Origin of the sequence: Gymnodinialimonas phycosphaerae (assembly GCF_019195455.1) — a bacterium.
Taxonomy (GTDB): Bacteria; Pseudomonadota; Alphaproteobacteria; order Rhodobacterales; family Rhodobacteraceae; genus Gymnodinialimonas; species Gymnodinialimonas phycosphaerae.
This window is the reverse complement of the sequence record NZ_JAIMBW010000001.1, coordinates 109,690-132,022: the sequence shown is the minus strand read 5'-3', so window position 1 is coordinate 132,022 and position 22,333 is coordinate 109,690. Positions and strand designations below refer to the sequence as shown.

General features: G+C 62.2%; 25 protein-coding genes. 10 read left to right on the top strand and 15 right to left on the bottom strand.

Annotated features, from left to right (window positions below; genetic code table 11):
• The first annotated feature begins 30 nt into the window (after window positions 1–30).
• Window positions 31–696, top strand: coding sequence for a GntR family transcriptional regulator (locus KUL25_RS00685; RefSeq protein WP_257891157.1), 666 nt, complete (start codon window positions 31–33; stop codon window positions 694–696).
• Window positions 693–1,427 (top strand): aspartate/glutamate racemase family protein, encoded by a 735-nt coding sequence (locus KUL25_RS00680; RefSeq protein ID WP_257891156.1) that lies wholly within the window; start codon window positions 693–695, stop codon window positions 1,425–1,427. The genes KUL25_RS00685 and KUL25_RS00680 overlap by 4 nt, the downstream gene beginning before the upstream one ends.
• On the opposite strand, the gene KUL25_RS00675 is transcribed toward KUL25_RS00680, so the two are convergent.
• Genes KUL25_RS00675 through hisD form a run of 7 tightly spaced genes read right to left on the bottom strand, consistent with a single transcriptional unit; the run spans window position 1,402 to window position 7,117 of the window.
• Window positions 1,402–2,523, bottom strand: a complete 1,122-nt coding sequence (locus KUL25_RS00675; RefSeq protein WP_257891155.1) for an alpha-hydroxy acid oxidase — start codon at window positions 2,521–2,523, stop codon at window positions 1,402–1,404. The genes KUL25_RS00680 and KUL25_RS00675 overlap by 26 nt on opposite strands.
• 1 nt (window position 2,524) lies before the next feature.
• Window positions 2,525–3,079, bottom strand: a complete 555-nt coding sequence (gene comE / locus KUL25_RS00670; RefSeq protein WP_068356557.1) for a sulfopyruvate decarboxylase subunit beta — start codon at window positions 3,077–3,079, stop codon at window positions 2,525–2,527.
• A complete protein-coding gene (comD, locus tag KUL25_RS00665) occupies window positions 3,076–3,582 on the bottom strand; it encodes a sulfopyruvate decarboxylase subunit alpha (protein ID WP_068356554.1) in 507 nt (168 codons plus the stop codon). Before comD ends, comE begins: the two co-directional genes overlap by 4 nt.
• A gap of 53 nt (window positions 3,583–3,635) precedes the next feature.
• Entirely contained in the window at window positions 3,636–4,049 is a 414-nt protein-coding gene (locus KUL25_RS00660) for a universal stress protein (RefSeq protein WP_257891154.1), read from the bottom strand.
• Between the two features lie 23 nt (window positions 4,050–4,072).
• Complete coding sequence (locus tag KUL25_RS00655; RefSeq protein WP_257891153.1) at window positions 4,073–5,059, bottom strand: alcohol dehydrogenase catalytic domain-containing protein; 987 nt, start codon at window positions 5,057–5,059, stop codon at window positions 4,073–4,075.
• Complete coding sequence (locus KUL25_RS00650) at window positions 5,056–5,817, bottom strand: SDR family NAD(P)-dependent oxidoreductase (RefSeq protein WP_257891152.1); 762 nt, start codon at window positions 5,815–5,817, stop codon at window positions 5,056–5,058. The genes KUL25_RS00655 and KUL25_RS00650 overlap by 4 nt, the downstream gene beginning before the upstream one ends.
• Window positions 5,810–7,117 carry a histidinol dehydrogenase gene (hisD, locus tag KUL25_RS00645; protein ID WP_257891151.1) on the bottom strand — a complete coding sequence of 436 codons (1,308 nt, stop codon included), beginning with the start codon at window positions 7,115–7,117 and terminating at the stop codon, window positions 5,810–5,812. Before hisD ends, KUL25_RS00650 begins: the two co-directional genes overlap by 8 nt.
• A 158-nt stretch (window positions 7,118–7,275) precedes the next feature.
• Here hisD and KUL25_RS00640 point away from each other — a divergent pair, with 158 nt between their 5' ends.
• Window positions 7,276–8,298 (top strand): LacI family DNA-binding transcriptional regulator, encoded by a 1,023-nt coding sequence (locus tag KUL25_RS00640; protein ID WP_257891150.1) that lies wholly within the window; start codon window positions 7,276–7,278, stop codon window positions 8,296–8,298.
• Here KUL25_RS00640 and KUL25_RS00635 read toward each other — a convergent pair.
• From KUL25_RS00635 to KUL25_RS00625, 3 genes are all read right to left on the bottom strand, one after another.
• Entirely contained in the window at window positions 8,295–8,690 is a 396-nt protein-coding gene (locus KUL25_RS00635) for an FGGY-family carbohydrate kinase (protein ID WP_257891149.1), read from the bottom strand. The two genes, KUL25_RS00640 and KUL25_RS00635, sit on opposite strands and share 4 nt — an antisense overlap.
• Window positions 8,654–9,298, bottom strand: a complete 645-nt coding sequence (locus KUL25_RS00630) for an HAD family hydrolase (protein WP_257891148.1) — start codon at window positions 9,296–9,298, stop codon at window positions 8,654–8,656. The genes KUL25_RS00635 and KUL25_RS00630 overlap by 37 nt, the downstream gene beginning before the upstream one ends.
• A gap of 388 nt (window positions 9,299–9,686) precedes the next feature.
• Complete coding sequence (locus KUL25_RS00625; protein ID WP_257891147.1) at window positions 9,687–10,364, bottom strand: GntR family transcriptional regulator; 678 nt, start codon at window positions 10,362–10,364, stop codon at window positions 9,687–9,689.
• 128 nt (window positions 10,365–10,492) lie between these two features.
• Between KUL25_RS00625 and KUL25_RS00620 the strand changes: the two genes are divergently transcribed.
• The 7 genes from KUL25_RS00620 (at window position 10,493) to KUL25_RS00590 (ending at window position 16,709) form a co-directional block, all read left to right on the top strand.
• Window positions 10,493–12,634 carry an extracellular solute-binding protein gene (locus KUL25_RS00620; RefSeq protein WP_257891146.1) on the top strand — a complete coding sequence of 714 codons (2,142 nt, stop codon included), beginning with the start codon at window positions 10,493–10,495 and terminating at the stop codon, window positions 12,632–12,634.
• On the top strand, window positions 12,634–12,948 hold the full coding sequence (locus KUL25_RS00615) for a type 2 periplasmic-binding domain-containing protein (protein ID WP_257891145.1): 315 nt from the start codon (window positions 12,634–12,636) through the stop codon (window positions 12,946–12,948). Before KUL25_RS00620 ends, KUL25_RS00615 begins: the two co-directional genes overlap by 1 nt.
• A 72-nt stretch (window positions 12,949–13,020) precedes the next feature.
• Window positions 13,021–13,935 (top strand): carbohydrate ABC transporter permease, encoded by a 915-nt coding sequence (locus KUL25_RS00610; protein WP_257891144.1) that lies wholly within the window; start codon window positions 13,021–13,023, stop codon window positions 13,933–13,935.
• 3 nt (window positions 13,936–13,938) lie between these two features.
• The gene (locus KUL25_RS00605) at window positions 13,939–14,670 is read left to right on the top strand and encodes a carbohydrate ABC transporter permease (protein WP_257891143.1); all 732 of its coding nucleotides are present in this window, start codon (window positions 13,939–13,941) and stop codon (window positions 14,668–14,670) included.
• A 42-nt stretch (window positions 14,671–14,712) separates the two neighbouring features.
• Window positions 14,713–14,874 carry a hypothetical protein gene (locus KUL25_RS00600; RefSeq protein ID WP_257891142.1) on the top strand — a complete coding sequence of 54 codons (162 nt, stop codon included), beginning with the start codon at window positions 14,713–14,715 and terminating at the stop codon, window positions 14,872–14,874.
• Between the two features lie 4 nt (window positions 14,875–14,878).
• Window positions 14,879–16,033, top strand: a complete 1,155-nt coding sequence (locus KUL25_RS00595; RefSeq protein ID WP_257891141.1) for a Tm-1-like ATP-binding domain-containing protein — start codon at window positions 14,879–14,881, stop codon at window positions 16,031–16,033.
• Window positions 16,026–16,709, top strand: coding sequence for a class II aldolase/adducin family protein (locus KUL25_RS00590; RefSeq protein WP_257891140.1), 684 nt, complete (start codon window positions 16,026–16,028; stop codon window positions 16,707–16,709). Before KUL25_RS00595 ends, KUL25_RS00590 begins: the two co-directional genes overlap by 8 nt.
• A 55-nt stretch (window positions 16,710–16,764) precedes the next feature.
• Here KUL25_RS00590 and KUL25_RS00585 read toward each other — a convergent pair whose 3' ends face one another.
• The 5 genes from KUL25_RS00585 to KUL25_RS00565 form a co-directional block, all read right to left on the bottom strand.
• Window positions 16,765–17,520 carry an ABC transporter ATP-binding protein gene (locus KUL25_RS00585; protein ID WP_068356508.1) on the bottom strand — a complete coding sequence of 252 codons (756 nt, stop codon included), beginning with the start codon at window positions 17,518–17,520 and terminating at the stop codon, window positions 16,765–16,767.
• Window positions 17,521–17,567: 47 nt separating this feature from the next.
• Window positions 17,568–18,326 carry an ABC transporter ATP-binding protein gene (locus tag KUL25_RS00580; RefSeq protein WP_257891139.1) on the bottom strand — a complete coding sequence of 253 codons (759 nt, stop codon included), beginning with the start codon at window positions 18,324–18,326 and terminating at the stop codon, window positions 17,568–17,570.
• Between the two features lie 12 nt (window positions 18,327–18,338).
• Window positions 18,339–19,541, bottom strand: coding sequence for a branched-chain amino acid ABC transporter permease (locus tag KUL25_RS00575; protein ID WP_257891138.1), 1,203 nt, complete (start codon window positions 19,539–19,541; stop codon window positions 18,339–18,341).
• Between the two features lie 4 nt (window positions 19,542–19,545).
• Window positions 19,546–20,577 carry a branched-chain amino acid ABC transporter permease gene (locus KUL25_RS00570; protein ID WP_257891137.1) on the bottom strand — a complete coding sequence of 344 codons (1,032 nt, stop codon included), beginning with the start codon at window positions 20,575–20,577 and terminating at the stop codon, window positions 19,546–19,548.
• 102 nt (window positions 20,578–20,679) lie between these two features.
• The gene (locus KUL25_RS00565; protein WP_068356492.1) at window positions 20,680–22,038 is read right to left on the bottom strand and encodes a substrate-binding protein; all 1,359 of its coding nucleotides are present in this window, start codon (window positions 22,036–22,038) and stop codon (window positions 20,680–20,682) included.
• Between the last annotated feature and the right edge of the window lie 295 nt (window positions 22,039–22,333).

The following is a 22,333-nucleotide window of genomic DNA, read 5'->3' as shown; positions in this document are numbered from 1 at the left end:
ATACTCAAGCGTCGATTTCATGGTGCCGCCATGGAAAGCACCCAAAGCAATGTCGATCGTCTCACCGCGCAGCTGCGCCGCATGGCCGCCGACTTCGAGATCAAGCCGGAAGAACGCATCGTGGAAGGTGAGATGGCCAAGCGCCTCAACGTCAGCCGTACACCCCTGCGTGAGGCCCTGAACCGTTTGGTGTCCGAGGGATATTTGACCAACACCGGCGGGCGCGGTTTTTTCTGCCGCGCGCTCACGCCAGCGCGGATCATGGACCTTTACGAGACGCGTGCGGCGCTGGAATGCGAGGCCCTGCGCCTGACCATTGCACGGGCGTCAAATGCCGATATCGCGGCGCATTCCGCCACCCTGCAAAGCGCAGCGCCAACTGCAGACCGGCTTGCGCTGCTGGAGATGGACGAAGCCTTTCACCTTGGACTCACGTCACTCTGTGGAAATGCAGAGATCATGCGGCTTCTGGAGAACATTAACGGGCGCATCCGGTATGTTCGGATGATCGGGCTGGATGCAAGCGGCGGCGTAGCGGCGCAATCGGATGCCCATCGTCAGATCATGCAAGCGGTCCATGCCCGCGACGTTGGCGCTGCGCTGGCAGCTTTGCGGTCGCATATCCAATTGCGCAAAGAGGACGCGACCCAAGCCGTCCGCGATGCCTTCTCGGAAATCTATGTGAGGGCCGGATGAGCGTTCGAGGCGGCAAAACGGTCTTCGGGGCCAGCGTCGGTATCTTGATGCTGGAAACGCAATTCCCCCGCATTCCGGGCGATATCGGCAACGCGCTGACGTGGGAGTTTCCGGTGCATTACCGCGTAGTGAAAGGTGCCACGCCGGACAATATCGTGCGCGGCGACCCGTGGACGCGCGCGCAGGATTTCATCGCTGCGGGGCGTGAATTGGTGGCTATGGGCTGCGACGGGATTGCCACGAACTGCGGATTTCTGGCGCTTTTGCAGGACGAGCTCAAAGAGGCCTTGGGCGTGCCCGTCGCCACCTCGTCCTTGATCCAGGCGCCGATGATCGCGGCGACATTGCCGCCGGGAAAACACATGTCGATCCTGACAATCTCGGCCGACACGTTGACCAAGGCGCATCTGGACGCTGCCGGGGTGCCCGACGGCACGCCCGTGGTAGGCACCGATGGCGGCCAGGAGTTCACCCGCGCCGTCCTGGGCGATGAGATCGAGATTGATTTCATAGCCGGCCGCGCCGATCTGCTTACCGCCGCCCAGGCGCTTGTGGCAGCCCATCCCGACACCGGAGCGATCTTGCTGGAATGCACCAACATGGTGCCCTATGCCGCTGATATCAGGCGCGAAACCGGGCTGCCGGTTTACTCCGTATACAGTCTGCTCACGTGGTTTCAGGCGGGCCTTGTGCCGCGGCGCTTCCCTAGCGACCTGGATGACCCACGCTGATCGCACCCCGCAACTGGTTGTGTCCCAGCGACGTCGCGCCGATCTGCGCCAGGGTGATGCTGGTCTCGTCCTTCAGGACGGACCATAGCTGCGCCAGCCCCTCTTCCCCGCCCGCCGCGATTGCGAATTGCAGGACGCGGCCCAGGAACGTGAAATCCGCGCCTTGAGCGTAAGCCTTCACAACATCCTCGCCGCCGCGCAACCCGGTATCGAAGAACAATGGGTATTCGGGGCCGACGGCCTCGCGGATCGCAGGAAGGACGCTGATCGGCACCGGCGCGCTTTCCAGCTGTCGCGCACCGTGGCTGGAGACCTGGATCGCGTCGACGCCCGCTGCCTTGAGAAGCCGCGCATCCTTTGGATCAAGGACGCCTTTCACGACCAGATTGCCGGGCCACATGTCCCGCAGCTTCGCCAGTGTTCCAAAATCTGCCTTCGCACGGCTGGCTTTGCGGTCGAACTCAAACCCCTCCATCTGGAAATTCGCCATGTCGGGTTTGCCCGCCAAAAGCGACGAGATCGACCAACGAGGATGCAGGGCGAAATCGATGAATTGGCGCGGACCGATCTTGAACGGCATGGTGAAGCCGTGGCGCAATTCGCGCGGACGACGGCCCACCTCGGGGACATCGACCGTCAAGATAAGCGTCTCATATCCGGCGGCCTTCGCGCGTTCCACAAGCTTGAACGTGCCCGTCCCATCGCCGGTGAAATAGAGTTGAAACCACGCATTCCCCTCGGCCTCTTCGATCAACGGCTCCATCGCCGTGGAGGCGACCGTCGACACGCCAAGCGGCACCCCTTCGCGGGCCGCAAGCCGTGCCAACATCATGTCCGCGCCGGACCTCGACAGGTTGCACATGCCCATGGGGCTGATCCCGAAGGGGGCCTTGGTGGCCTGCCCGAAGACCGGCGCCCCCAGATCACGCGAACTCACGTCCCGCAGCACGCGAGGCCGCAGAACCAGATCATCAAAGGCCGCACGTCCCCGCGCGGCCCCGGTCTCGGCGCCTGCGGCACCGTCGATATAGTCAAACACCATCCAGGGCAGACGTCGCTTTGCCGCGCGCCGCGCATCTGCGCTGGAATGGATCATCTTAGCTGGCCACCGCCGTCATGAAACGGTCGCGGATCACGACCGGGTCCTTGGTGATGACGGGCAGCTTGATGTTGCCGCTGTCACACTTCGAGACGATGATGGTCATCTGCTTGCTGTCGATGGCCGCTTGCAACGCGGCCCCGGTATCGACGTCCTGACAAACGACGACATTTTCGCACCCGCAGGCGGTCGCGACATTTTCAAGCTTCGTCTTCTTGCCCGCGTAGGTCGGCTGGTCGCCGGTGGACCCGTAAGAGCCATTGTCGATGATCAACAGGATATAGTTGTTGGCCACGTTGTTGGCGATGGTCGGCAGCGTGCCAAGGTTCGTCAGAACCGAACCGTCGCCGTCGATGGAAATAACCGTCTTGTCTTGCGCCAGCGCAAGGCCAAGGCCGATGGAGGACGACAGGCCCATCGTGCCGAGCATGTAAAAGTTACGCTCATTGTCGTCGATCATGTGCAACTCCTGGCTAGGCAGGCCGATGTTGCAGACGACAAGGTGCGGGTTCAGAATGGGCGCGATTTCGCGCAGGATTTCAGAACGGATCATTGGTCGCCGTAGCCTCCCCAGAAGGACGCATCGGTCAGGATGGCCACAGGTTTGTTGCACATGAAGGTATATTTCAGGATCGCATCCAGCTCATCCGCGTCGCTTTCCTTGTGGAAGTGATACGTGGGGATGTTCATCTGCGCCAAAAGCGCCTTGGTGTGGACGGCCATCTCGACCTGGCAGGCCACAGGCTCGCGCAGCTCACCCCGGTAAGAGATCAGCATCGGCAGCGGCATGCGGTAATACTGCGTCAGCGTCGCCAGCGTGTTGATCGTCACACCAATCGCGGTGTTCTGCATGATGATCGCCGGGCGTTTGCCCCCCATGAACGCGCCGGCGCACAGACCCATCCCCTCATCTTCCTTGTTGGATGGGATGTGAAAAATCTCGGGCCGGGCTTCGACCTCATCAATCACCCCGGCCAGCTGCTTGCAGGGCACGGTGGTGATGAAGGACACGTCGTTGGCGACGAAATCATCAACGATCTTCTTTGAAATACTCACGGCTCTTACAAGCTCCTGTGCTGAGCGGCCCGGGGCGGGCGCAGGGTGAAATCTTAGGTTGCGTCGCGCAGAACATGCACGGCGCAGGGCGCGTGGCGGACCACTCGCGCGGCGGTGGAACCCAGCAGGTAGTCGATGAGACCGGGTTTGTGAGAGCCCATGACGATGCAATCGGCGCCATTGTCGGTGGCGTAATCGATGATCGTCCGGCCCGAATGGCCCTTCACGAGAACGCCAGTCACATTGGCCGTCCCTTTCAGGCGCGCGACCAGCTTGGCATCGGCATCGGCATAGGCTTTGTCGACCATACCCGCGTCCAGATAGGCGTTCGCGGTACCGGTTGGCATCTCGTAGACATGCAGCGCAGTGATCCGTCCGTCGGGGTTCAACAGCTTGGCCGCAAGGGCCAGCGCCGTGTTGCTGAAGCCATGGTCGAGGGCCAGGGGAACCAGAACATGATCATACATGGTCGTTTGCCTTCCGTGTGGAGTCAGTCATTGGGGCGCAGCACCATCTTGGGGGCTGCGGTGGTCCCGGCACGGATATCGGTGAAGGCGGACGCTCCGTCGGCCAGAGCGCGCTGCTCCGTCCAGTCGAGGCGGCCAAGCCGGCCGTCGAAAATCGCCTGGGCCGTATCGCGGAAATCCTGCGCAGTATAGGTGTAGGTGCCGAAAAAGGTGATCTCTTGCAGGGTCATGCGGCGGATATCGAGGCCGCCGGTGGCTTCCCCCAAACCAATATGCGCAATCACGCCGCCGGGCCGCGCATGGGCCGAAGCGGTGGCGCGCGTCGCGCCGTAGCCGACACCGTCGATAACAAGATCGAACATCGCGTCGGCGGGCAGATCATCGGGTGACATGGATGTCTGCATACACTGGCCGTTCAGAACACCGCGCCGGATGTCGTTCGGCTCCAGAATGATGATCTCCGTGATCCCCTGCGCCGACAGCGACAAAGCCGCCCCAAGGCCAATGGCCCCCCCGCCGATCACCAGCGCGGTCCGCGCCTCGGGTAGCGCGCGCCTGGCCAGACGGACTGCGTGCCATCCGCAGGCGATCGGTTCCGCCAGCGAGGCCGCATCAAAGGACACATGATCCGGCACCGTCACGAGGTTCTCGTCCCGCATCGCCACCATCTGCGCAAAAGCACCCTCGCGCGGCGGCATGGAGATGATCTTGCGCTCGGCGCAGAGGTTATCGTGGCCGCGTGCGCAGGCCGCGCAGGTACCGCATGCCACCAAGGGGTTCACCGTCACCCGCTCTCCATCGCGCATGCCGCCGACGATCACGCCCGCCGCCTCGTGGCCCAGGATCAGCGGCGCGGGGCGGCGGTCATCATGGCCCAGGTAGGCATGCATGTCCGACCCGCAAACCCCCACGGACATCACCTTGATCAACTGCTGGCCAGGGCCAGCCACCGCATCGGGCACATCGCGAAACCCAAGGGCTTCCGGCCCGTCGTACACAAGCGCTTTCATTTGGCGGTATAGCCTCCGTCAACCATGAGAACCTGCCCCGTCACGAAGGACGACGCGTCCGAGCACAAGAACAGAAGCGGCCCGTCGATATCTTCCATCACACCATTGCGCCCCACACAGGTTTGCGCGGCATTCCGCGCGGCGCGTTCAGGGTCTGCAAAAACCGGGCCCGTGAGTTCCGTTGGAAAGAATCCCGGACCAATGGCATTGGCGTTGATGCCATCGCGGGACCACGCCTCGGCCATGGCGCGGGTGAGTTGCCCGATCCCGGCCTTGGACGCGCCATAGGCCACACCGCCCGGAAACGCCCGCGATGTCTGGAGCGAGGCGAAATTCACCACCCTGCCCCAGCCCTTCGCCTTCATCGCAGGCACCAGGGCCTGCGTCAGGAAGAACGGCGCCGCGAGGTTGAGGTTCATCGTGATGTCCCAGCCCGCCTCGGTCACCTCATCGGCCACTTCACGGGTGTTGATGCCCGCCGCGTGAACCACGATATCGGGCGCGCCGAACGGCACGCAAATGTCCTTGGCGATCTGGGCGATCGCGCCTCGGTCCGACAGGTCGGCTGTCACGGCGGCGGCGGGCTTGCCGATGCGTTCCACCCATTCCTCCAACGCGTCAGCGCGGCGCGCCACACCCACCACGCGGGCGCCTGCGTCTGCCAAAATATCGGCTGCCCGTTGCCCCAGACCTGCGGAGGCCCCGGTGACGCAAGCCACCCGGCCGCGCAGGTCAAACAGGGCAGAGGCATCACGCATCGGCGGACAGATCGAAGTTTTCGCCGGGGAAGTATTTGGCCAGACGCACATCCGCTGAACGGGCGTGCCCCTCCATCCCCTCAAGACGCGAAATCCGGGCCGTCGCAATTGCCACATCGCGCGAGCCTTCGCGCGTCGCCTGCTGCCACGTCACAATCTTCATATATTTGTGGACCGACAGACCGCCGGTGTAGCTGGCCGCGCCAGAGGTCGGCAGCACGTGGTTCGTGCCCGCCGCTTTGTCGCCGTAGGACACTGTCGTCTCCTCCCCCAGAAACAGCGAGCCATAGCAGCTCAGGCGGTTTTTCCACCAAGGCAGATCCTCGGCCTGAACCGTCAGATGTTCCGGCGCATATTCATCGGAGCATGCGGCCATGTCTTCACGGTCTGCACAGACGATGACCTCGGCATAGTCGCGCCATGCGGCAGCGGCGTTTTCGCGGTTGACCTCGGGCAGATCGTCGATCAACGCAGGGATGCGCGCCATGACATCCTCGGCCAGATCCTTGCTGTCCGTCACCAGCCAGACCGGAGAGTTGTACCCATGCTCTGCCTGGCTCACGAGGTCCGTGCCAACCACATGGGCGTCGGCGGTCCTGTCGGCGAGGATCAGGCTATCGGTCGGGCCCGCGATCATGTCGATGCCAACACGGCCAAACAGGTGGCGCTTGGCTTCGGCCACGAACTGGTTGCCCGGCCCCACGAGGATGTTGGCCTTTGGCAGACCGAAAAGGCCAAAGGTCATCGCCGCGATGCCCTGTACGCCACCAAGCGCCATGATCGTGTCCGCGCCGCAGATATGCGCTGCGTAAACAATCGCCGGGGCGACGCCTACGCCGGGGCGCGGCGGGGAGGTCGCGATGATGTGGTTGCAGCCCGCGACCTTCGCGGTCGTCACCGTCATGATTGCGCTGGCAATGTGGCTGTAACGCCCGCCCGGCACGTAGCAGCCCGCCGCATCCACGGGGATCGCCTTTTGCCCGGCGATCAGGCCTGGCACGACCTCTATCTCTACGTCGCTGACGGTGGCTTTCTGGGCCTCGGCAAAGCGCTTGACGTTGGCATGGGCGAATTGGATGTCGGCCTTCAGCTTGTCGGGCACCAGCGCCGCCGCTGCCTCGATCTCTTCCGCCGTCAGGATGATGTTGCCCTCGTACTTGTCGAACTTGGCCGCGTACTCGCGCGCGGTGTCGTCGCCGCCCGCCTCGATGTCCGCCAGGATCTTGCGCACAGTCTCCTGCACATCCGACGCATCGGAGGCAGAGGTAAGTGACGCTTTCTTGAGGTATTCTCTTGTCATCTTGGGACGTCCTATCGGTGAATCTCTGGGCGGAAGACGGTTCGGGGCACCTGCACCCCTGCGATTCCATTTGACCTTTTGTAAGCGCTTACATTATGCCCATGCAAGCCATTACATTTTACTAAATTGAAATATGTTTCCCAAGGACCCTCTGCTCGATGATGCCAACCCGCCCCGCCCCCACGCTTTCCGATGTCGCGAAACGCTCGGGCTTTTCGACGGCGACCGTGTCGCGGTGCCTGAATTTCCCCGATCAGGTCTCTGACAAGACCCGCATGACGGTCATGGCGGCAATCGCGGACCTGGGCTATTCGCCCAACTTCGGCGCCCGCGCGATGGCAGCGCAGCGCACCAACACGATCGGCGCGATCATCCCGACAATGGAGAACGCGATCTTCGCGCGCGGCATTCAAGCCTTCCAAGAAGAGCTGAACGATCACGGCTACAACCTGATGGTGGCCAGTTCATCCTACCGGATGGACCTGGAAGAAAGCCAGATCCGCTCACTCGTGGCGCGCGGGGCCGACGCGTTGTTGTTGGTTGGGTATCAGCGCGACCCCGCGATCTACCAGTTTCTAGAGGCCCAGAACGTTCCCGCACTGGTGACATGGGCCTACGCCGCCAACGGCCCCCGCCCCTCTGTCGGGTTCGATAACCGCCGGTCGATGGAGAAAATGGCAAAAGAGGTACTACGCCTCGGCCATCGACGCCTGGCGGTGATCACGGCGGAAACCGCCAGCAACGACCGCGCCGCCGCGCGTTTGCAGGGCATCCGTGACGCCATGGGCGCGGCGGGTCTGGCCGACGACGATCTGCGCGTCATCGAAACGCCCTACGGCATCGATACAGGGGGCGCGGCCTTCGCAAGCCTGATGCAGGAAAGCCAGCCCCCAACGGCGGTATTGTGCGGCAACGACGTGCTGGCCGTCGGCGCCTTGGGGCGTGCCCGGGACCTGGGGGTAGACGTCCCGGGCGACGTCTCCATCGTGGGGTTTGACGACATCGAATTGGCGCAAGTGGCCTACCCGAAGTTGACAACGGTCCACGTCCCGCACCGCGAAATGGGGCGCAAAGCCGCCCGCGCCCTGATCGGCTTTTTGCAAGGCGGGACACCGATCGAGGCCGAAGAGTTGAAGGCAGAGGTCTATCGGCGCGAAAGCCTTGGCCCGGCGCCTCGCTAGATTCGGGACTGGATCAGCCGCGCGGTGCCGACGGCGGCCTCCGCATGCTGCGCGGGGGCAAGTGGCATGCCAAGAACCCGCTCTCGGATCGCGGTCCATGTGGGGTTCGACGCGCCGCCGCCGGCCGTGAATACGGCCTCGGGCCAGACAGCGCCGCGCGCGACCATGGCCTCGTAACACTGCCGCTCGATCCAGGCGATGCCTTCCAGCAGACCGTGCAAATAGGCAACGTCATCACTGGGGCGGGGCGTCATGCGGGGCGCCAGCGCCGGGTCGTTGATTGGAAAGCGCTCTCCGGGCTTAGGAAGCGGATAGTAGTCGAGGCCTAAAGCCACGCCCGCGTCGATCTGCTCGGTCAGAGCCGCAAGTTGCCCTGGATCGAAAGCTTGCAATAGCACGCGCCCCCGGTGTTGGAGGTACCGCCCACTAACCAGCCCTCCCCAAGCCGATGGGAATAAAGCCCGATCTCGGGGGCATCGATGCGATCCGGGCCAAGCAGTTTGATCGCCAAGGTGGTGCCAAGGGACGTTACCGCCATGCCCAAACGCAGTGGCGCCGCCGCAAGGATCTGTTCAGCCGCGTCGGCGTCACGATCCGGCAAGCCCATCAGCAAGACCGCATCAGCGGCGGCGACGTCTGGTGTCAACACCACATCGAGCCCCTTGACCCACGTTTCCGCATCACCCGGCCCGCGCGTGATCGGGCACAGGATTCGATGCGCCACGCGTCCGGTAGCGATGCCCTGCCACAGGGCCTCACCCAAGGTCATGACACATTCGAACATCCGTTCGGGGAACCCCATCCCGGTAATCCGCGAGGCATTCGGGCCAGCGCGTTTGCCCGAGTTGGACAGGACCGCCAGCCGCTTGTTCACCCCGCAAAGCGCCGTAATTGCACCCGGATAGAGCGTGGTGCCGTCATGCAGCACGCCCCATTGATACAGAACGATCGCATCAAAGCGATCAGAAATATCCGACAGATTTTCAATGACTTTCGTCATGGGGTTTCAATCTGGCGTAGTCGGCACAAGGCTGGCGAGGTAGTCCCAAGCCTCCTCCGGCGTCAGGGCCGGGGCGGCCTTTGACGTGGTGCCCGCAGGCATGTCCCCGAAGTAGAACTTGAAGCCCGGAATGTGCTGGCGGTATCGATCAGGATCTTGTGGGTGCCGGTGTCGACGTAGTGGCAATAGACGGGGTTCCAGATCTTCTTACCCGCCGTCCCTTTCCAAAAGATGTATGCTTCAAGATCAGGTTTAAGCCAACCGGTGTTGATCGGATAAATCTTGGTCTCTTCTACGCCATGGGGGGTCTTCCTTCGCTGCACGATTCATTTTTGCATACAAACTGACAGACTCGTGTACAAATGCAGCCCGAAAAACAACCGTAGCGTTAGTTCGCAGCCAAAGTCGCGCGGAAGCTTTGGGCCATGTGGGCGCGCATACCGTCCGAAGCGGCTTCGGAATCCTCCGAGAAAATAAGAGCAATAAGGTCCTCGTGACTCTGGGCGGACGCGAGAAGATCTTCAGGGGTCGCGAACTTCTTCGCCCGGGCCGCACCGGTGCGATTACGGAACTCTGATGCGATTTCAGCCATGTAGGGATTGCCCGTGACGCGGTAGATCGTCAGGTGAAACGCCTCATTCGCTTTCAGGTAAGCCGCGCGGTCTCCGGCTTTGGCCGCAGCAATGCATTCGGCCTGCGCGGCCTCGATCTCAACGCGGGCCAAGAGCGACAGCCTTTGCGTCGCCACACGGGCGCAAGCAGCCTCAATTTCATGCATGGCTTCAAAGATTTGCGCCAATTGCTCCCGGGTGTAATCGGCGACGCGCACGCCCCTTTTCTCGCCCGGGATCAGGAGGCCTTGAGCAACCAATCGCGACAGCGCTTCGCGCACAGGGGTGCGCGACACGCCGAAGCGTTCGGTCAAGGTCACTTCGTCGATACGCTCCCCCGGGGCCAACTCCCCCGCCGCGATCGCTTGCGTCAAGGCCGCCTCGATACGGCCCACAGTCGAGCCACGCATTTTCGTCAGCGTTTGATTGGGGGGCTGCGCAGAAGTTCTTGCCATGACACAGGCGCCTTTCGAGATAATTCCACCCGAGTCCTATCCCTTTCCAGAGGGAATCACAACAATTTGGATATTTACAATTCACTTTGCATACAGAATGCTATGACGAACAGCGGAAGAGGGAATCGATGCCAAACATCCATCTCGACAAGCTGGTGAAGCGCTATGGCGCCGTGGAGGTCCTTCATGTGATCGATCTCGACATGGCCGAGCATGAATTCACCGTGCTCGTCGGCCGCTCCGGCTGTGGGAAATCCGCGACCCTCCGCATGCTTGCGGGGCTTGAGGCGGTTTCGGACGGCGAGATCTATATGGATGGAAAAGCGATCAGCACTTTCGACCCCAAGGACCGGGACATCGCCATGGTGTTCCAGGATTACGCGCTTTACCCCCACATGAACGTCACGCGGAACATGTCCTTCTCTCTCCGGCTGCAAAAGCGCCCGCAGGCCGAGATTGACAAGGAGGTCGGCGAGGTCGCTGAAATGATTGGCCTTTCACCATTCCTTGGGCGCAAACCCGGCGAGCTTCCCGGCGGTCAGCGCCAGAGCGTTGCCATGGGGCGTGCGCTGTGCCGGGACGCAGGCACTTTGCTGTTCGACGAACCCCTCAGCAACCTCGACGCCAAGCTGCGCGGACAGATGCGGGTCGAACTGGCGCTGATGCGCCAGAACGTGAAGAAGAACATGGTTTATGTCACCCACGACCAGATCGAAGCGATGACGCTGGCCGACCGGATTGTGGTGATGAACGGTGGCTATATTCAACAGCAGGGTACGCCGGCGGAATTGTTCAAGAACCCAGTCAACAAGTTCGTGGCGGGCTTCCTTGGCTCGCCCCCGATGAATTTTCTCGACGCTGACCTGATCGAGCATGATGGGGCCTTGCATGCAAAAGGCGACGGCTTCGACATCCGCCTGCCCGAAGCTCTGGCCCACCGCGCGAAGCAGAAGGCGCACAGCAAGGCGACCCTGGGGGTGCGCCCCAGCGACCTGGAGTTCGACGCGGATGCCGCGATGGACCAATCCATCGAACTGAACGTCGTCGTGTCCGAATACATCGGCGCGCAGTCAGTTCTGATCTGCGCCTGTGGCGACGCAAAAGTGACGGTCGAGTTGAAATCAGAAACACCCATAGCGCTTGGAGAAACCCTGCGTTTCAAGGTGCGGCCGGAGGGGCTGCATCTGTTCGATCCGAAAACGGAAGCGGCGCTTCAGGACGCCGCCGATAATCAGCAACTTGGGAGGAAAAGGTATGCTGAAGACTCTGATGACATCCACGATGCTCGCGGGGGGTGCCCTTGCGGGTACCGCCGTGGCGCAAGAGGGGCCCTATGCCCCCTACGCGGGGGAGACACTGATCGTGAACTTCCCCGCGCATCCGCATTACAATGCCGTATTGGAAGTCCTGCCGCAGTTCACCGAAGAGACCGGGATCGAGGTCGAAGTCGACATGCTCCCCTACCTCGACATGCGCGAGCGTCAGACGCTGGAGCTTTCCCTTGTGACGAAGGTGCCTACGACCTGATCGCCTATGTGGTCTTCTCCAAGGCCGATTACGTCTACGCGGATCAGATCTTGAACCTTGCGCCGTTCTTCATGAACCCGCGCCTGGCCGACCCGAACTATGACGCCGAGGACCTGATCGACGGCTACGTCCAGAACATCGGCGTGGCCGGTGGCGAGCGGGGCTATCTGCCCGGCCCGACCGGCTCCCTTTACGGATTACCCTTCGGGTCCGAGACCTCGGTGATGTATTACCGGACGGACGGTTTCGAAGAGCTGGGGCTTGAACCCGCGCAGGATTACGACACGCTGCTGGATCAGGCCTGCGCCATTCCCGAAGCCATGCCCGGAATGGGTGGCGTCGCGCCCCGCGCGGCCTCCGGCCATCAGGCGTCGCCCGCTTTCCTGTTGCACTTGGCCCCCCTTGGTGGCCGCGTGTTCGGAGATGGTTGGGAGCCGACCATCAACTCGCCCGAAGGCGTTGCGGCGGCGGAAGCCCTGCGGACCATCGTGGAATGTGGTCCTGAAGGGTCCAGCGCGTTCGGCCCAAGCGAGGCGGCCAACGCCTTCGCTCAAGGCCAAGCCGCGATGTTCATCGACTCCATCGCCTTTGCGGCCACCTTCGAAGATGAAAGCCGGTCCACCGTGGTCGGTAACGTCGGATGGCACCGCATCCTTGCGGCACCGCCTGCGCATCCCAGACCGGCGGCTTCGGCCTTGCGATCCCGCGCAACGGCGCGAACCCGGAAGCGGCGTTCCTGCTGATGCAGTGGTTGACATCGCGCGAGGGCGACCTGGCCGTGGCCATGGCGGGCGGCAACCCGTCGCGGTTCTCGACCTACGCCAATGAAGAGCTGAACGCGCCGTACCCCTGGTCCGCGACGTTTGGTGAGGCGTTGGCCGATGCCGACCCGGACTGGCGTCCGATTATCCCGCCATGGGGCCGGATCAACGCAGACATCGGCACCACGATGTCCCAGGTCCTGACCGAGGGTCTGGACCCGCAGGAAGCCCTTGATGGCATCGCCGAGCGGACGCGCACGCTGATGGAAGAAGAAGGCTACTACACCTGGCAGTAGTGCCGATCGGTCCGCGCGCGTCAGGCGCGCGGACCACCCTAGTCAACAGCCGTAGCAGAAGACGACGCCGACGTGTCACAGCGCCAAAACCTCAATCGCCTCACGCCCTACCTGTTCGTCGCGCCCGCCGCGCTGATCATAATCCTCGCGCTGTTCTACCCCATCGGCTACATGGTCTGGGGCAGCTTCCGCTCCTGGGACCCAAGCCAGAGCATATCCGAGACCGAATTCGTTGGTATGGCCAACTATGTCCGCCTGTGGATGGACGCGAGTTTCTGGGAAAGCTTCTCGGTCACCTTGATACTCGCGTTCACGGTCGTCGCCGCCGAGATGGTCATCAGTGTCGGATTGGCGCTGCTGCTGGACCGCAACATTCGCGGCATGAGCGTGTTGCGCACCCTGTTTATCCTGCCGATGATGATCGCCCCTGTCGTCGTGGGCCTTGTCTGGCGCTACATGTTCCACGCCACCTACGGCACGTTCAACCGGTTCCTGGAGTCGGTGGGCCTGCCGACGGTTGACTGGCTGAGACAAAACCCGCTGCTGTCGGTGATCATCGCCGATATCTGGCAATGGACACCGTTCATCTTCATCCTGTCACTGGCCGCGTTGCAGTCCATGCCCCGCTCGGCCCTGGAGGCCGCGCGCATCGACGGTGCGACGGGATGGCAGCAGATCATCCACATCAAGCTGCCGCTGATGGCACCGGTCTTGATCGTCACGATGCTGTTGCGCCTGATCGATGCCTTCAAGGTGCTGGAGGTGATCCTGGTGCTGACCGGCGGTGGCCCCGGCCTGAGCACCGAGATCCTCGCCCTGCGCATCGCCCGCACCGCCCGAGAGTTCCGGGAACCGGGGGAAGCCGCCGCCATGCCGAACTATCTGCTGATGCTATTGATGGTTCTGACTCTTGGCATTCTCGCCTTCACCCGCTGGCAAGAGGCCCGGGCGCGGCGCATCAAATTCGCCGCAGAGCAGGAGGGTTAGCAGATGGCCGACACCAACTATGACCGTCAGAACCCCGCCTACTACGTGCTGATCGGTATTCTGATCTTCATGTCCATCGGCCCGGTGATCTTGTTGCTGGTGAATTCGTTCAAGCTGGACGTGGACATCACCAGCGGCGCCGGTGGCCTGCTGTTCATGCCCACGATCCGCAACTACGAAAACGCACTGTGCGATATCCTTTGGTACGAGCCCGACCATCTGCGCTTTTGCACAATCCGGTTCGGGGGCGCGTTCATCAACTCACTGATCATCGCGTTGGTCTCTACCGCGCTGACACTGGTCTTCGGGTACATGGCCGCCTACGCGCTGGTGCGGTTCAAGTTCATGGGGCGTGACAGCCTGTCTTTGACTACCCTCGCCGTTCGTATGATCCCGCCCGCGGTGCTGCTGGTTCCGGTGTTCGGGCTTTGGAACAACTCATTCTGCCTCGACAATGACTACGGCCTCGGGGCGTGGATCCGCGATATGGTGGGCGGGCGCGGCGACGTCTGCCTTGCGGGCACGCACTCGGGCATCATCCTGGTCTATGTGGCGATGAACCTGCCCTTCGTGATCTGGATCCTGCAATCGTTCATCGTCCAAGTCCCGCGCAGCCTGGAGGAAGCCGCCCGCGTCGATGGTGCGGGGCCGTTCCTGGTTTTCTTCCTCGTCGTCCTGCCGCTGATCAAGCCAGGTCTTGCGGCCGTCTCCATTTTCACCTTCCGCATCGCGTGAAACGAATATCTTCTGGCCTCTGCCCTTGCCGATCGGGACACGATGACCGTGGCCATTCTGATCGTGAACAACGCCTCGGAATTCGACGGGTCGGGCACCATCATGGCCACGGGCATGCTGTTGGCGATCCCACCGATCCTCTTTACCCTGTTCGCGTCGCGCCACATCATAACCGGCATGACGGCGGGGGCCGTGAAGGGCTGACACGATGGCGCGCGTTCTTCTGATCGGCACGTTCGAGACCAAGCAGGCCGAACTCGGGTACCTGGCCGATGCGCTGCCGCGCAACGGAGTGGACGTGGAAGAAGTCGACGTGTCCCTTGGCTCGGGCGGGGTCATCTGGTCAGGCACCGAGAAGCTGGCGCGCATGGCCGAGAAGGCCCAGATCGCCGCCACCCGGATCGCAGCGCGCTGCGGGGCATGCGACGTGGCCCTTGGCGTCGGCGGTGGCACCGGCGGAGAGATCGTGCTGGCGGCCCTCAAGGGGCTGCCCGCCGCCTACCCCAAACTGCTGATCACAACGCTGGCCTTCGACCCGCGCGCGGCTTTGGCCGATACCGCGATCACCCTGATCCCGACGCTTTGCGATATCGAAGGGCTGAACCCGGCGCTCAGGCAGGTGTTCGAGAACACCGCCGCTGCCGTGGCGGGCCTTTGTGCCGCACCGCGGGCCCCGCGCAGTGATGCGCTGTCGGTTGCCGTCACGACCCTGGGCGCGACCAACCGAGCGGGCGTTGAGGTTACGCGCCTGCTGGCCGAAACGGGCCGCGAGGCCACGGTCTTTCACGCCAACGGCTACGGCGGCGCGGCTTTCACGCGCTTCGTGGCAGAGGGGACGGCAAAAGCCGTCATCGACCTCGGCGTGCAGGAATTGGGCCGCCTCCGATTGGCTGGCGCCCATGTGCCGATGCCTGCGCGGTTTTCCTGCGCTAACGCCCTGCCCCGCGTGGTTCTGCCCGGCGCGTTGAACTTCATCGGCCTGGGCGCGGTCGAGACACTCTCGACGGCCCACTTGGCGCGCGCCCATTACCGTCATTCTGGCCAGTTCACCCATGTCAAGCTGACCGAGGATGAGATGGCGGACCAGGCCAAGGCCCTGGCCGAGGCCCTGAACGCAGCTACAGCCCCGTGCCGCGTCCTCGTCCCCATGGGCGGGTTCAGCCACGAAGACCGTCCCGGCGGCGCCATCGAAGATCCAAACCTGCGCAATGTCGCGGCTGACGTGCTGGAGGCAAACGCGCGGGCTTTCGACGTGACCCGCCTGCCCCGCCAAATCAATACGCCCGAAACCGCACGTGCGGTCATCCGGGCCCTTGAAAACGCGCTGAATACGGCGACAACCCAAAGGACCCAACATGTCTGAGTTCCCCGACCTATCCGAGGTGATGGACGCCCTTATCGCCACCGCAAAGCGCTGCTTCGTGGCGGACTTGCAGACCAATGCGGGCGGCAACCTCTCGGCGCGGCTGGCACGGCGGGATGCGATCGTGATCAAACCGTCGGGCGCAGGGTTCAATGAGTGTACGCAAGAAAACCTTCAGGTGGTGATGCTGGACGGGACGATCTTGCCCTCGGAAGTCGCGTTAAAGCCCTCCAAGGATCTGGATTTCCATCTTGATCTGTATCGCATCCGCGACGACATCAACGCGATTGTCCATTGTCACAGCCCCTGGGCCACGGGCTATGCTTCGGCCGGGATCGAGATCCCGTGCCTGACGGTGCAAACCATCGAAAAGATCGGACGCATGCCCCTGATCCCGCTGTCTGCCAATGGCGGCCCCCAGACCGAGGTCGAGATCAGCCCGGTGTTCCGCGACCCCAGTATTCGCGCTGCCGTGCTGGCCAACCATGGTACCATCGGTGTCGGGTCAAGCCTGATGGCCGCCCAGTATCTGGCCGAGATCATCGAGGAAACTGCTCACATCGCCTACGTCCGCGATACCCTGATGGCCGCCCACGGCAAGACTTCGGCGGACCTGCCGCAGTACGGCACTGCGGCGGAAGCACGCGCGTCGGTGTCATCCACCGCGAAGGCATGAAAAAACCGCGCGGGATCTTTCCGGCGCGGTTTATGGGGTCGCGTCAAAGGCCCCCTCAGATCGCGAGGTATTCCTCGCGCAGGGCCTGATTTTCCAGCACTTCCTTGGCATCGCCGTCAAAAACGACGCTGCCGGTATCGAGGATCACGGCCCGATCAGCGAGTTTCAGGGCAGCGACGGCATTCTGCTCCACGATGATTGTCGTGATGCCTTGGTCACGGATCATGTTCAGGGTCTTGGCGATTTCCTGCACGATAACCGGCGCGAGGCCCTCGTAGGGCTCGTCCAGCAGCAGAATCTTGATGTCGCGCGCCAAGGCCCGCGCAATCGCAAGCATCTGCTGCTCGCCGCCCGAAAGCGTCACACCCTCTTGCTTGCGCCGCTCGCCCAATCGCGGGAACAGCTCGTAGATACGATCTAACGACCAGCCATGGGGCGGGGCGATCTGTGCCAACCTCAGGTTCTCTTCCACCGTCAGGCCCGGAATGATCCGGCGATCCTCGGGCACCAGCGCCACGCCCGCGCCAGCGGCCTGAAAGCTTTTCATCTCGTGGAGCGGCTTGTGGTCCAGCCAAACCTCGCCATGGCGCACCTCGGGATCGTCGACGCGCGCAATTGCGCGCAAGGTCGAGGTCTTGCCTGCGCCGTTTCGGCCCAGAAGGGCCAGGATCTCACCCTCGTGGACATTGAAGCTGACCTTTTGGACGATGTAGCTTTCGCCGTAGTATGCATCGAGTTCCCAAACCGACAGAAACGCAGGCGCCGTGGAGGCATGGTTGGCGTTGGGATCGAATGGTGCAGTGGTAGTCATGTATGATCTCCGATCAGGCGGGCAGCCCCAGGTCTAGCGAACAGAACTCAAACCTCTGCATCGCCAAGATAGGCTTCGCGAACTTTGGGGTGGCCTTTGATATTCTCTGGAATGTCTTCGACCAGCGGCGTGCCCTGAGCCAGAACCGTGATCCGGTCCGCAAGGCTGAAGACCACGTGCATGTCATGCTCGATGATGCACATCGTGATGTTGCGGTTGGTCCGAATTTCCTTGAGCAGGTCGATGGTGTTGTTCGTATCAGCCCGCGCCATGCCTGCCGTCGGCTCATCGAGCAGTAGCAGCCGGGGGTTCTGGACCAGCGACATCGCCATCTCCAACCGCCTTTTGTCCCCGCGAGATAGCGAGCCTGCCAGCATCTCGGTCTTCTTCTCCATATTCACTTCGCGCAGCATTTCCATCGCCTGGGTGACGATGTCCGTCTCCTGGCCGACGGATTCGTAGGCATGCATCCGGAATGATCCATCGCGGCCCGCGAAGCACGGGATCAAGACGTTTTCCAACACCGTCTGATCGGCGAAGATCTCGGGCGTCTGGAACACGCGGCTGATGCCCATCTGGTTGATCTGGTGCGGCTTGCGCCCCAGAACGCTCTGGCCGTCAAACGTGACCGTTCCGCTGTCGGGGATCAGCTTTCCGACCAACACGTTGAGCAGTGTCGATTTACCGGCCCCGTTGGGGCCGATGATCGCGTGACAAACGCCTTCTTGCACATTGAGGTTCACATCCCCCAAGGCCTGCAGGCCGCCGAAGCGTTTGTTCACGCCCGTTACTTCAAGGATACCCATACCCGTGTTCTCCTATTCGCCCGGCTCTGCGGCGGTCTTGGTGTCAGATGGCTCGTTGTTCTTGCGCCGGAATATGCCGCCGATGCGCTTGCCGCCCTCGACGATGCCGCCCGGCAGGAAGATCACCACCAGCATGAAGACCAAACCCAGCGTCAGGTGCCAGCCAGAGCCCACGAAGGGATAGATGATATTCACGAGGAACGTGGACAATCCCTCGGGCAGGCCACTGAACCAGTTGTACAGAACGGTCGAGCCGATGGTGGAGATGATGGACTCCAGATAGGCGATGACGCCCGCCCCCAGGATCGGGCCGATCAAGGTGCCCGCGCCGCCAAGGATGGTCATCAAGACAACCTCACCCGACGCCGTCCAAAGCATCCGCTCGGACCCGGCCAGCGGATCCATCGCCACCATCAGGCCGCCCGCAAGACCGGCATACATGCCGGAGATCACGAAGGCCGCCAAGGTGTAGGGACGCGGGTTCAGACCAGTATAGCTCATCCGGGTCTGGTTCGATTTGATCGCCCGCAGCATCAGGCCGAAAGGCGACCGGAACAGACGGATCGAGAAGTAGAAGGCAAAGCCCATGATCACCGCAGCGAAGTAGTAGCCCGCGCTGAAGGTGAAGTTCCACGCCCCCACATCGATAGTCGTGGCGGCGCTCATATCGAGCCCGAAGAGGTTCGGAACCGGGATGTTGCCGGTCTCGGTCTGGCTCACGCCAAGGATCCGAGGATCATCCAGCGACAAGGTCAGGCCCGTCTCACCGCCGGTGATGGGTGTCAGCACCGAATAGGCGAGGCTGTAGCACATCTGCGCGAAGGCCAGCGTCAGGATCGAGAAGTAGATGCCCGAGCGCCGCAAGGACACGTACCCGATCGCCAGCGCAAAGACGCCCGAAACCAGCATAGCGACCAGAAGCGCCGGGATGACGTTCATCGTCAGCAGCTTCATCACCCACACACCCGAGAAAGACCCGATGCCCAGGAAGGCCGCGTGACCGAACGAGAGGTATCCGGTGAGGCCGAATAGGATGTTGTAGCCCACCGCAAAGATGCCGAAGATCACCAGCTTTTGCATCAGGTCGGGATAGCCCGCGTTGAATTGCGCCATACCGGACCCCTCGGGAAAGGGGTTCAGAAGGAACGGTGCAAGAACCAGCATGGCGACGACGATCAGGTATAGACGGGCGTCAGCTTTGTTGAGACCAAGCATGGTATTACTCCTCCATCACGCCTTTGCGGCCCATCAGGCCACGGGGACGGGTCAATAGAACGACGACGGCAACGAGGTAGATGATGACCTGGTTGATGCCGGGGACGATCTCGATGATTTGCGACATCGATGCGAAGCTTTGCAGGATGCCCAACAGGAAGCCTGCGGCGACGGCGCCGGGCAACGAGCCCATGCCGCCGACCACGACCACGACAAAGCTGAGGACAAGGAAGTCCATGCCAATGTGATAGTTGGGCGACAGGATCGGCGTGTACATGACACCCGCAAGACCCGCGACGATGGCCGCGATGGCGAACATGATGACGAAGCGCCGGTCGATGTCGATGCCCAGAAGGCCCACCGTTTCCCGGTCCGCCATGCCTGCGCGCACGACCATCCCGAAGGTCGTGTACCGCAAGAAGGCGAAGACCGCGCCGATGATGACGGCCGAGAAGCCGAAGTAGACCAGGCGCCAGTAGGGATACATGATCGAGAACGGATCAAACCCAAGCAGGACACCGAAATCGAAAGAGCCGATGAAGGCTTCGGGGGCGGGCGTGGGGATCGGGTTGGCGCCGTAGAAGGCTTTGATGATCTCTTGAAGAACGATGGCGAGGCCGAAGGTCACAAGGATCTGGTCTGCATGGGGGCGCTTGTAGAAGTGCTTGATAAGGCCGCGTTCCATGATGACACCAACAAGGCCCATGATGGGGATGGCGACCAGGACCGCAAGGGGGACGGACCAGTCGATGATGGTGCTGCCCACCTCGGGGCCGAACCAGTGTTCGACGTAGGGTGTGTTGACCGTCATCGCGTTGCCCAGGAAGTCTGTCCGGGTCTCATCGATGGTCTGGAACGACAGGTTGAAGACGCGCCGCAGTGTGACGGCGATGAACGCCCCCAGCATGAATAGCGCGCCGTGCGCAAAGTTGACCACTCCAAGCGTGCCGAAAATCAGCGTCAAACCCAACGCAATCAGCGCATAGGCAGAGCCCTTGTCGAGGCCGTTCAGAACTTGCAGGATGATCGCTTCCATGGCTTTCCCCGTCCGTTTGCCAAAAGAAGTGCCCCCCACCGAAAGCGGAGGGCACGTAGAAGACCTGCCTCGGACGCATGGCCCGGGGCAGAGGATTTCGGATTACGCGCCCGGGTTGCAGGTGCCGAGCTGGCCTTCGACGAAGTCAGGGTGATCGACCGGGTAGGTAACGGCCTCACGAGGAGTGACTTCCACGATTTCCAGAAGGTCATACTCGTTCTCGGGGTTCTCTTTACCCCGCACGACCAGCACGTCTTTGAAGCACTGGTGATCGTCGGCGCGGTAGAGGGTCGGGCCGTTGCCCATGCCGTCGAATTCGAAGCCTTCGAGGGCCTCGACAACGGAGCAGGGGTTGAACGAGCCGCCACGCGCCACGGCATCCGCATAAAGCAGCGTCTGGACGTAGCAGGTGTGCGCGGCCTGGGACGGCGGGAAGCCGTACTCGGTACCGAACGACCGGACGAAGGCTTGGCTGCCCTCATCGGGAAGCGACCAGTGCCAGTTGGTGGAACCGTGGATGTTCGCAATCGCGGGGCCCGCACCACGCGCCATGAGACGCGAGAACAGCGGCACTACGATCTCGAAGTTCTTGCCGTTGGCCTGCATGTCGCGCAGACCGAACTGAACGGCTTGCGTCAGCGAGTTCACCATGTCCCCACCGTAGTGGTTCAGGATCAGCACGTCGGCGCCCGAGTTCGCCACCGGCGTCAGGTAGGACGAGAAGTCACCAGCCCCAACCGGCGTCAGCACATTGTTGACCGTCTCCCAGCCCATGCCTTCGGTATAGGCGCGGATGGAACGCTCTTGCGACCAGCCCCAGTTGTAGTCGGCGGTCAGGTGGTAGACCTTGCGGTCGGTGCCATAGAGGCCTTCCAGGATCGGCGCCAGCGCGCGACCTGTCATCTCCGTGTTGAAGAAGTGACGGAAACCGTTGGCGCGCATGTCCTTGCCGGTGGTGTCGTTCGCGTGGGTCAGACCCGCCATGAAGATCACACCCGCGTCCTGGCAGAGCGATTGCACGGCCACGGCCACGCCCGAGGACGACCCGCCGGAGATCATGATCGCGCCATCACGCTCGATCATCGAGCGTGCGGAGGACCGCGCCGCGTCAGACGACGTCTGCGTGTCACCGGTCACATATTCAACACGGCGACCAAGGATACCGGTGCCGTCCAGTACTTGCGACGAGAAGGTGTTCAGCATCCCGCCATCGCCTTCGCCGTTCAAGTGCTGAACCGCCAGCTGGAACGCGCGCAATTCGTCCGCGCCTTCATCGGCGTAGGCGCCGGTCTGGGGCACGTTGAAGCCAAGCGTTACGGTGTCTTCACCCGGCGCGTTGGTGAATCCGGTGTGACCATCGGCCCAAACACGGCCGGTGAAAATGGTTGGTACTGCGAGGGCTGCGCCGGTGGCGACGCCCGTCTTGAGCATGCTACGACGGGTAAAATTACCTTTCGACATGTCTTCCTCCCTGAACTGTTGAAAGACCCGGACCTCCCAATCCGAGCAAGGGTAACTACTACCCACGGTGACGTTCGCAGCGTTGTAGATAATTATCAACGCGGGCGATTGAGTGAAATTTTGTTCTGTCACTAAATTTACAAAAATTTGAAAAACTGAAAAGAAAATTTCACAGCACACGTTTTTCACTTGGAAAAAAGGGCCGAAATGCAGGGCCATGTCCAACGTCGCGGCACACAAACCAGCGCCGAACGCGGCCCCGACCACTCCCGCGCGCGTCGTCGCGCCAAATCGG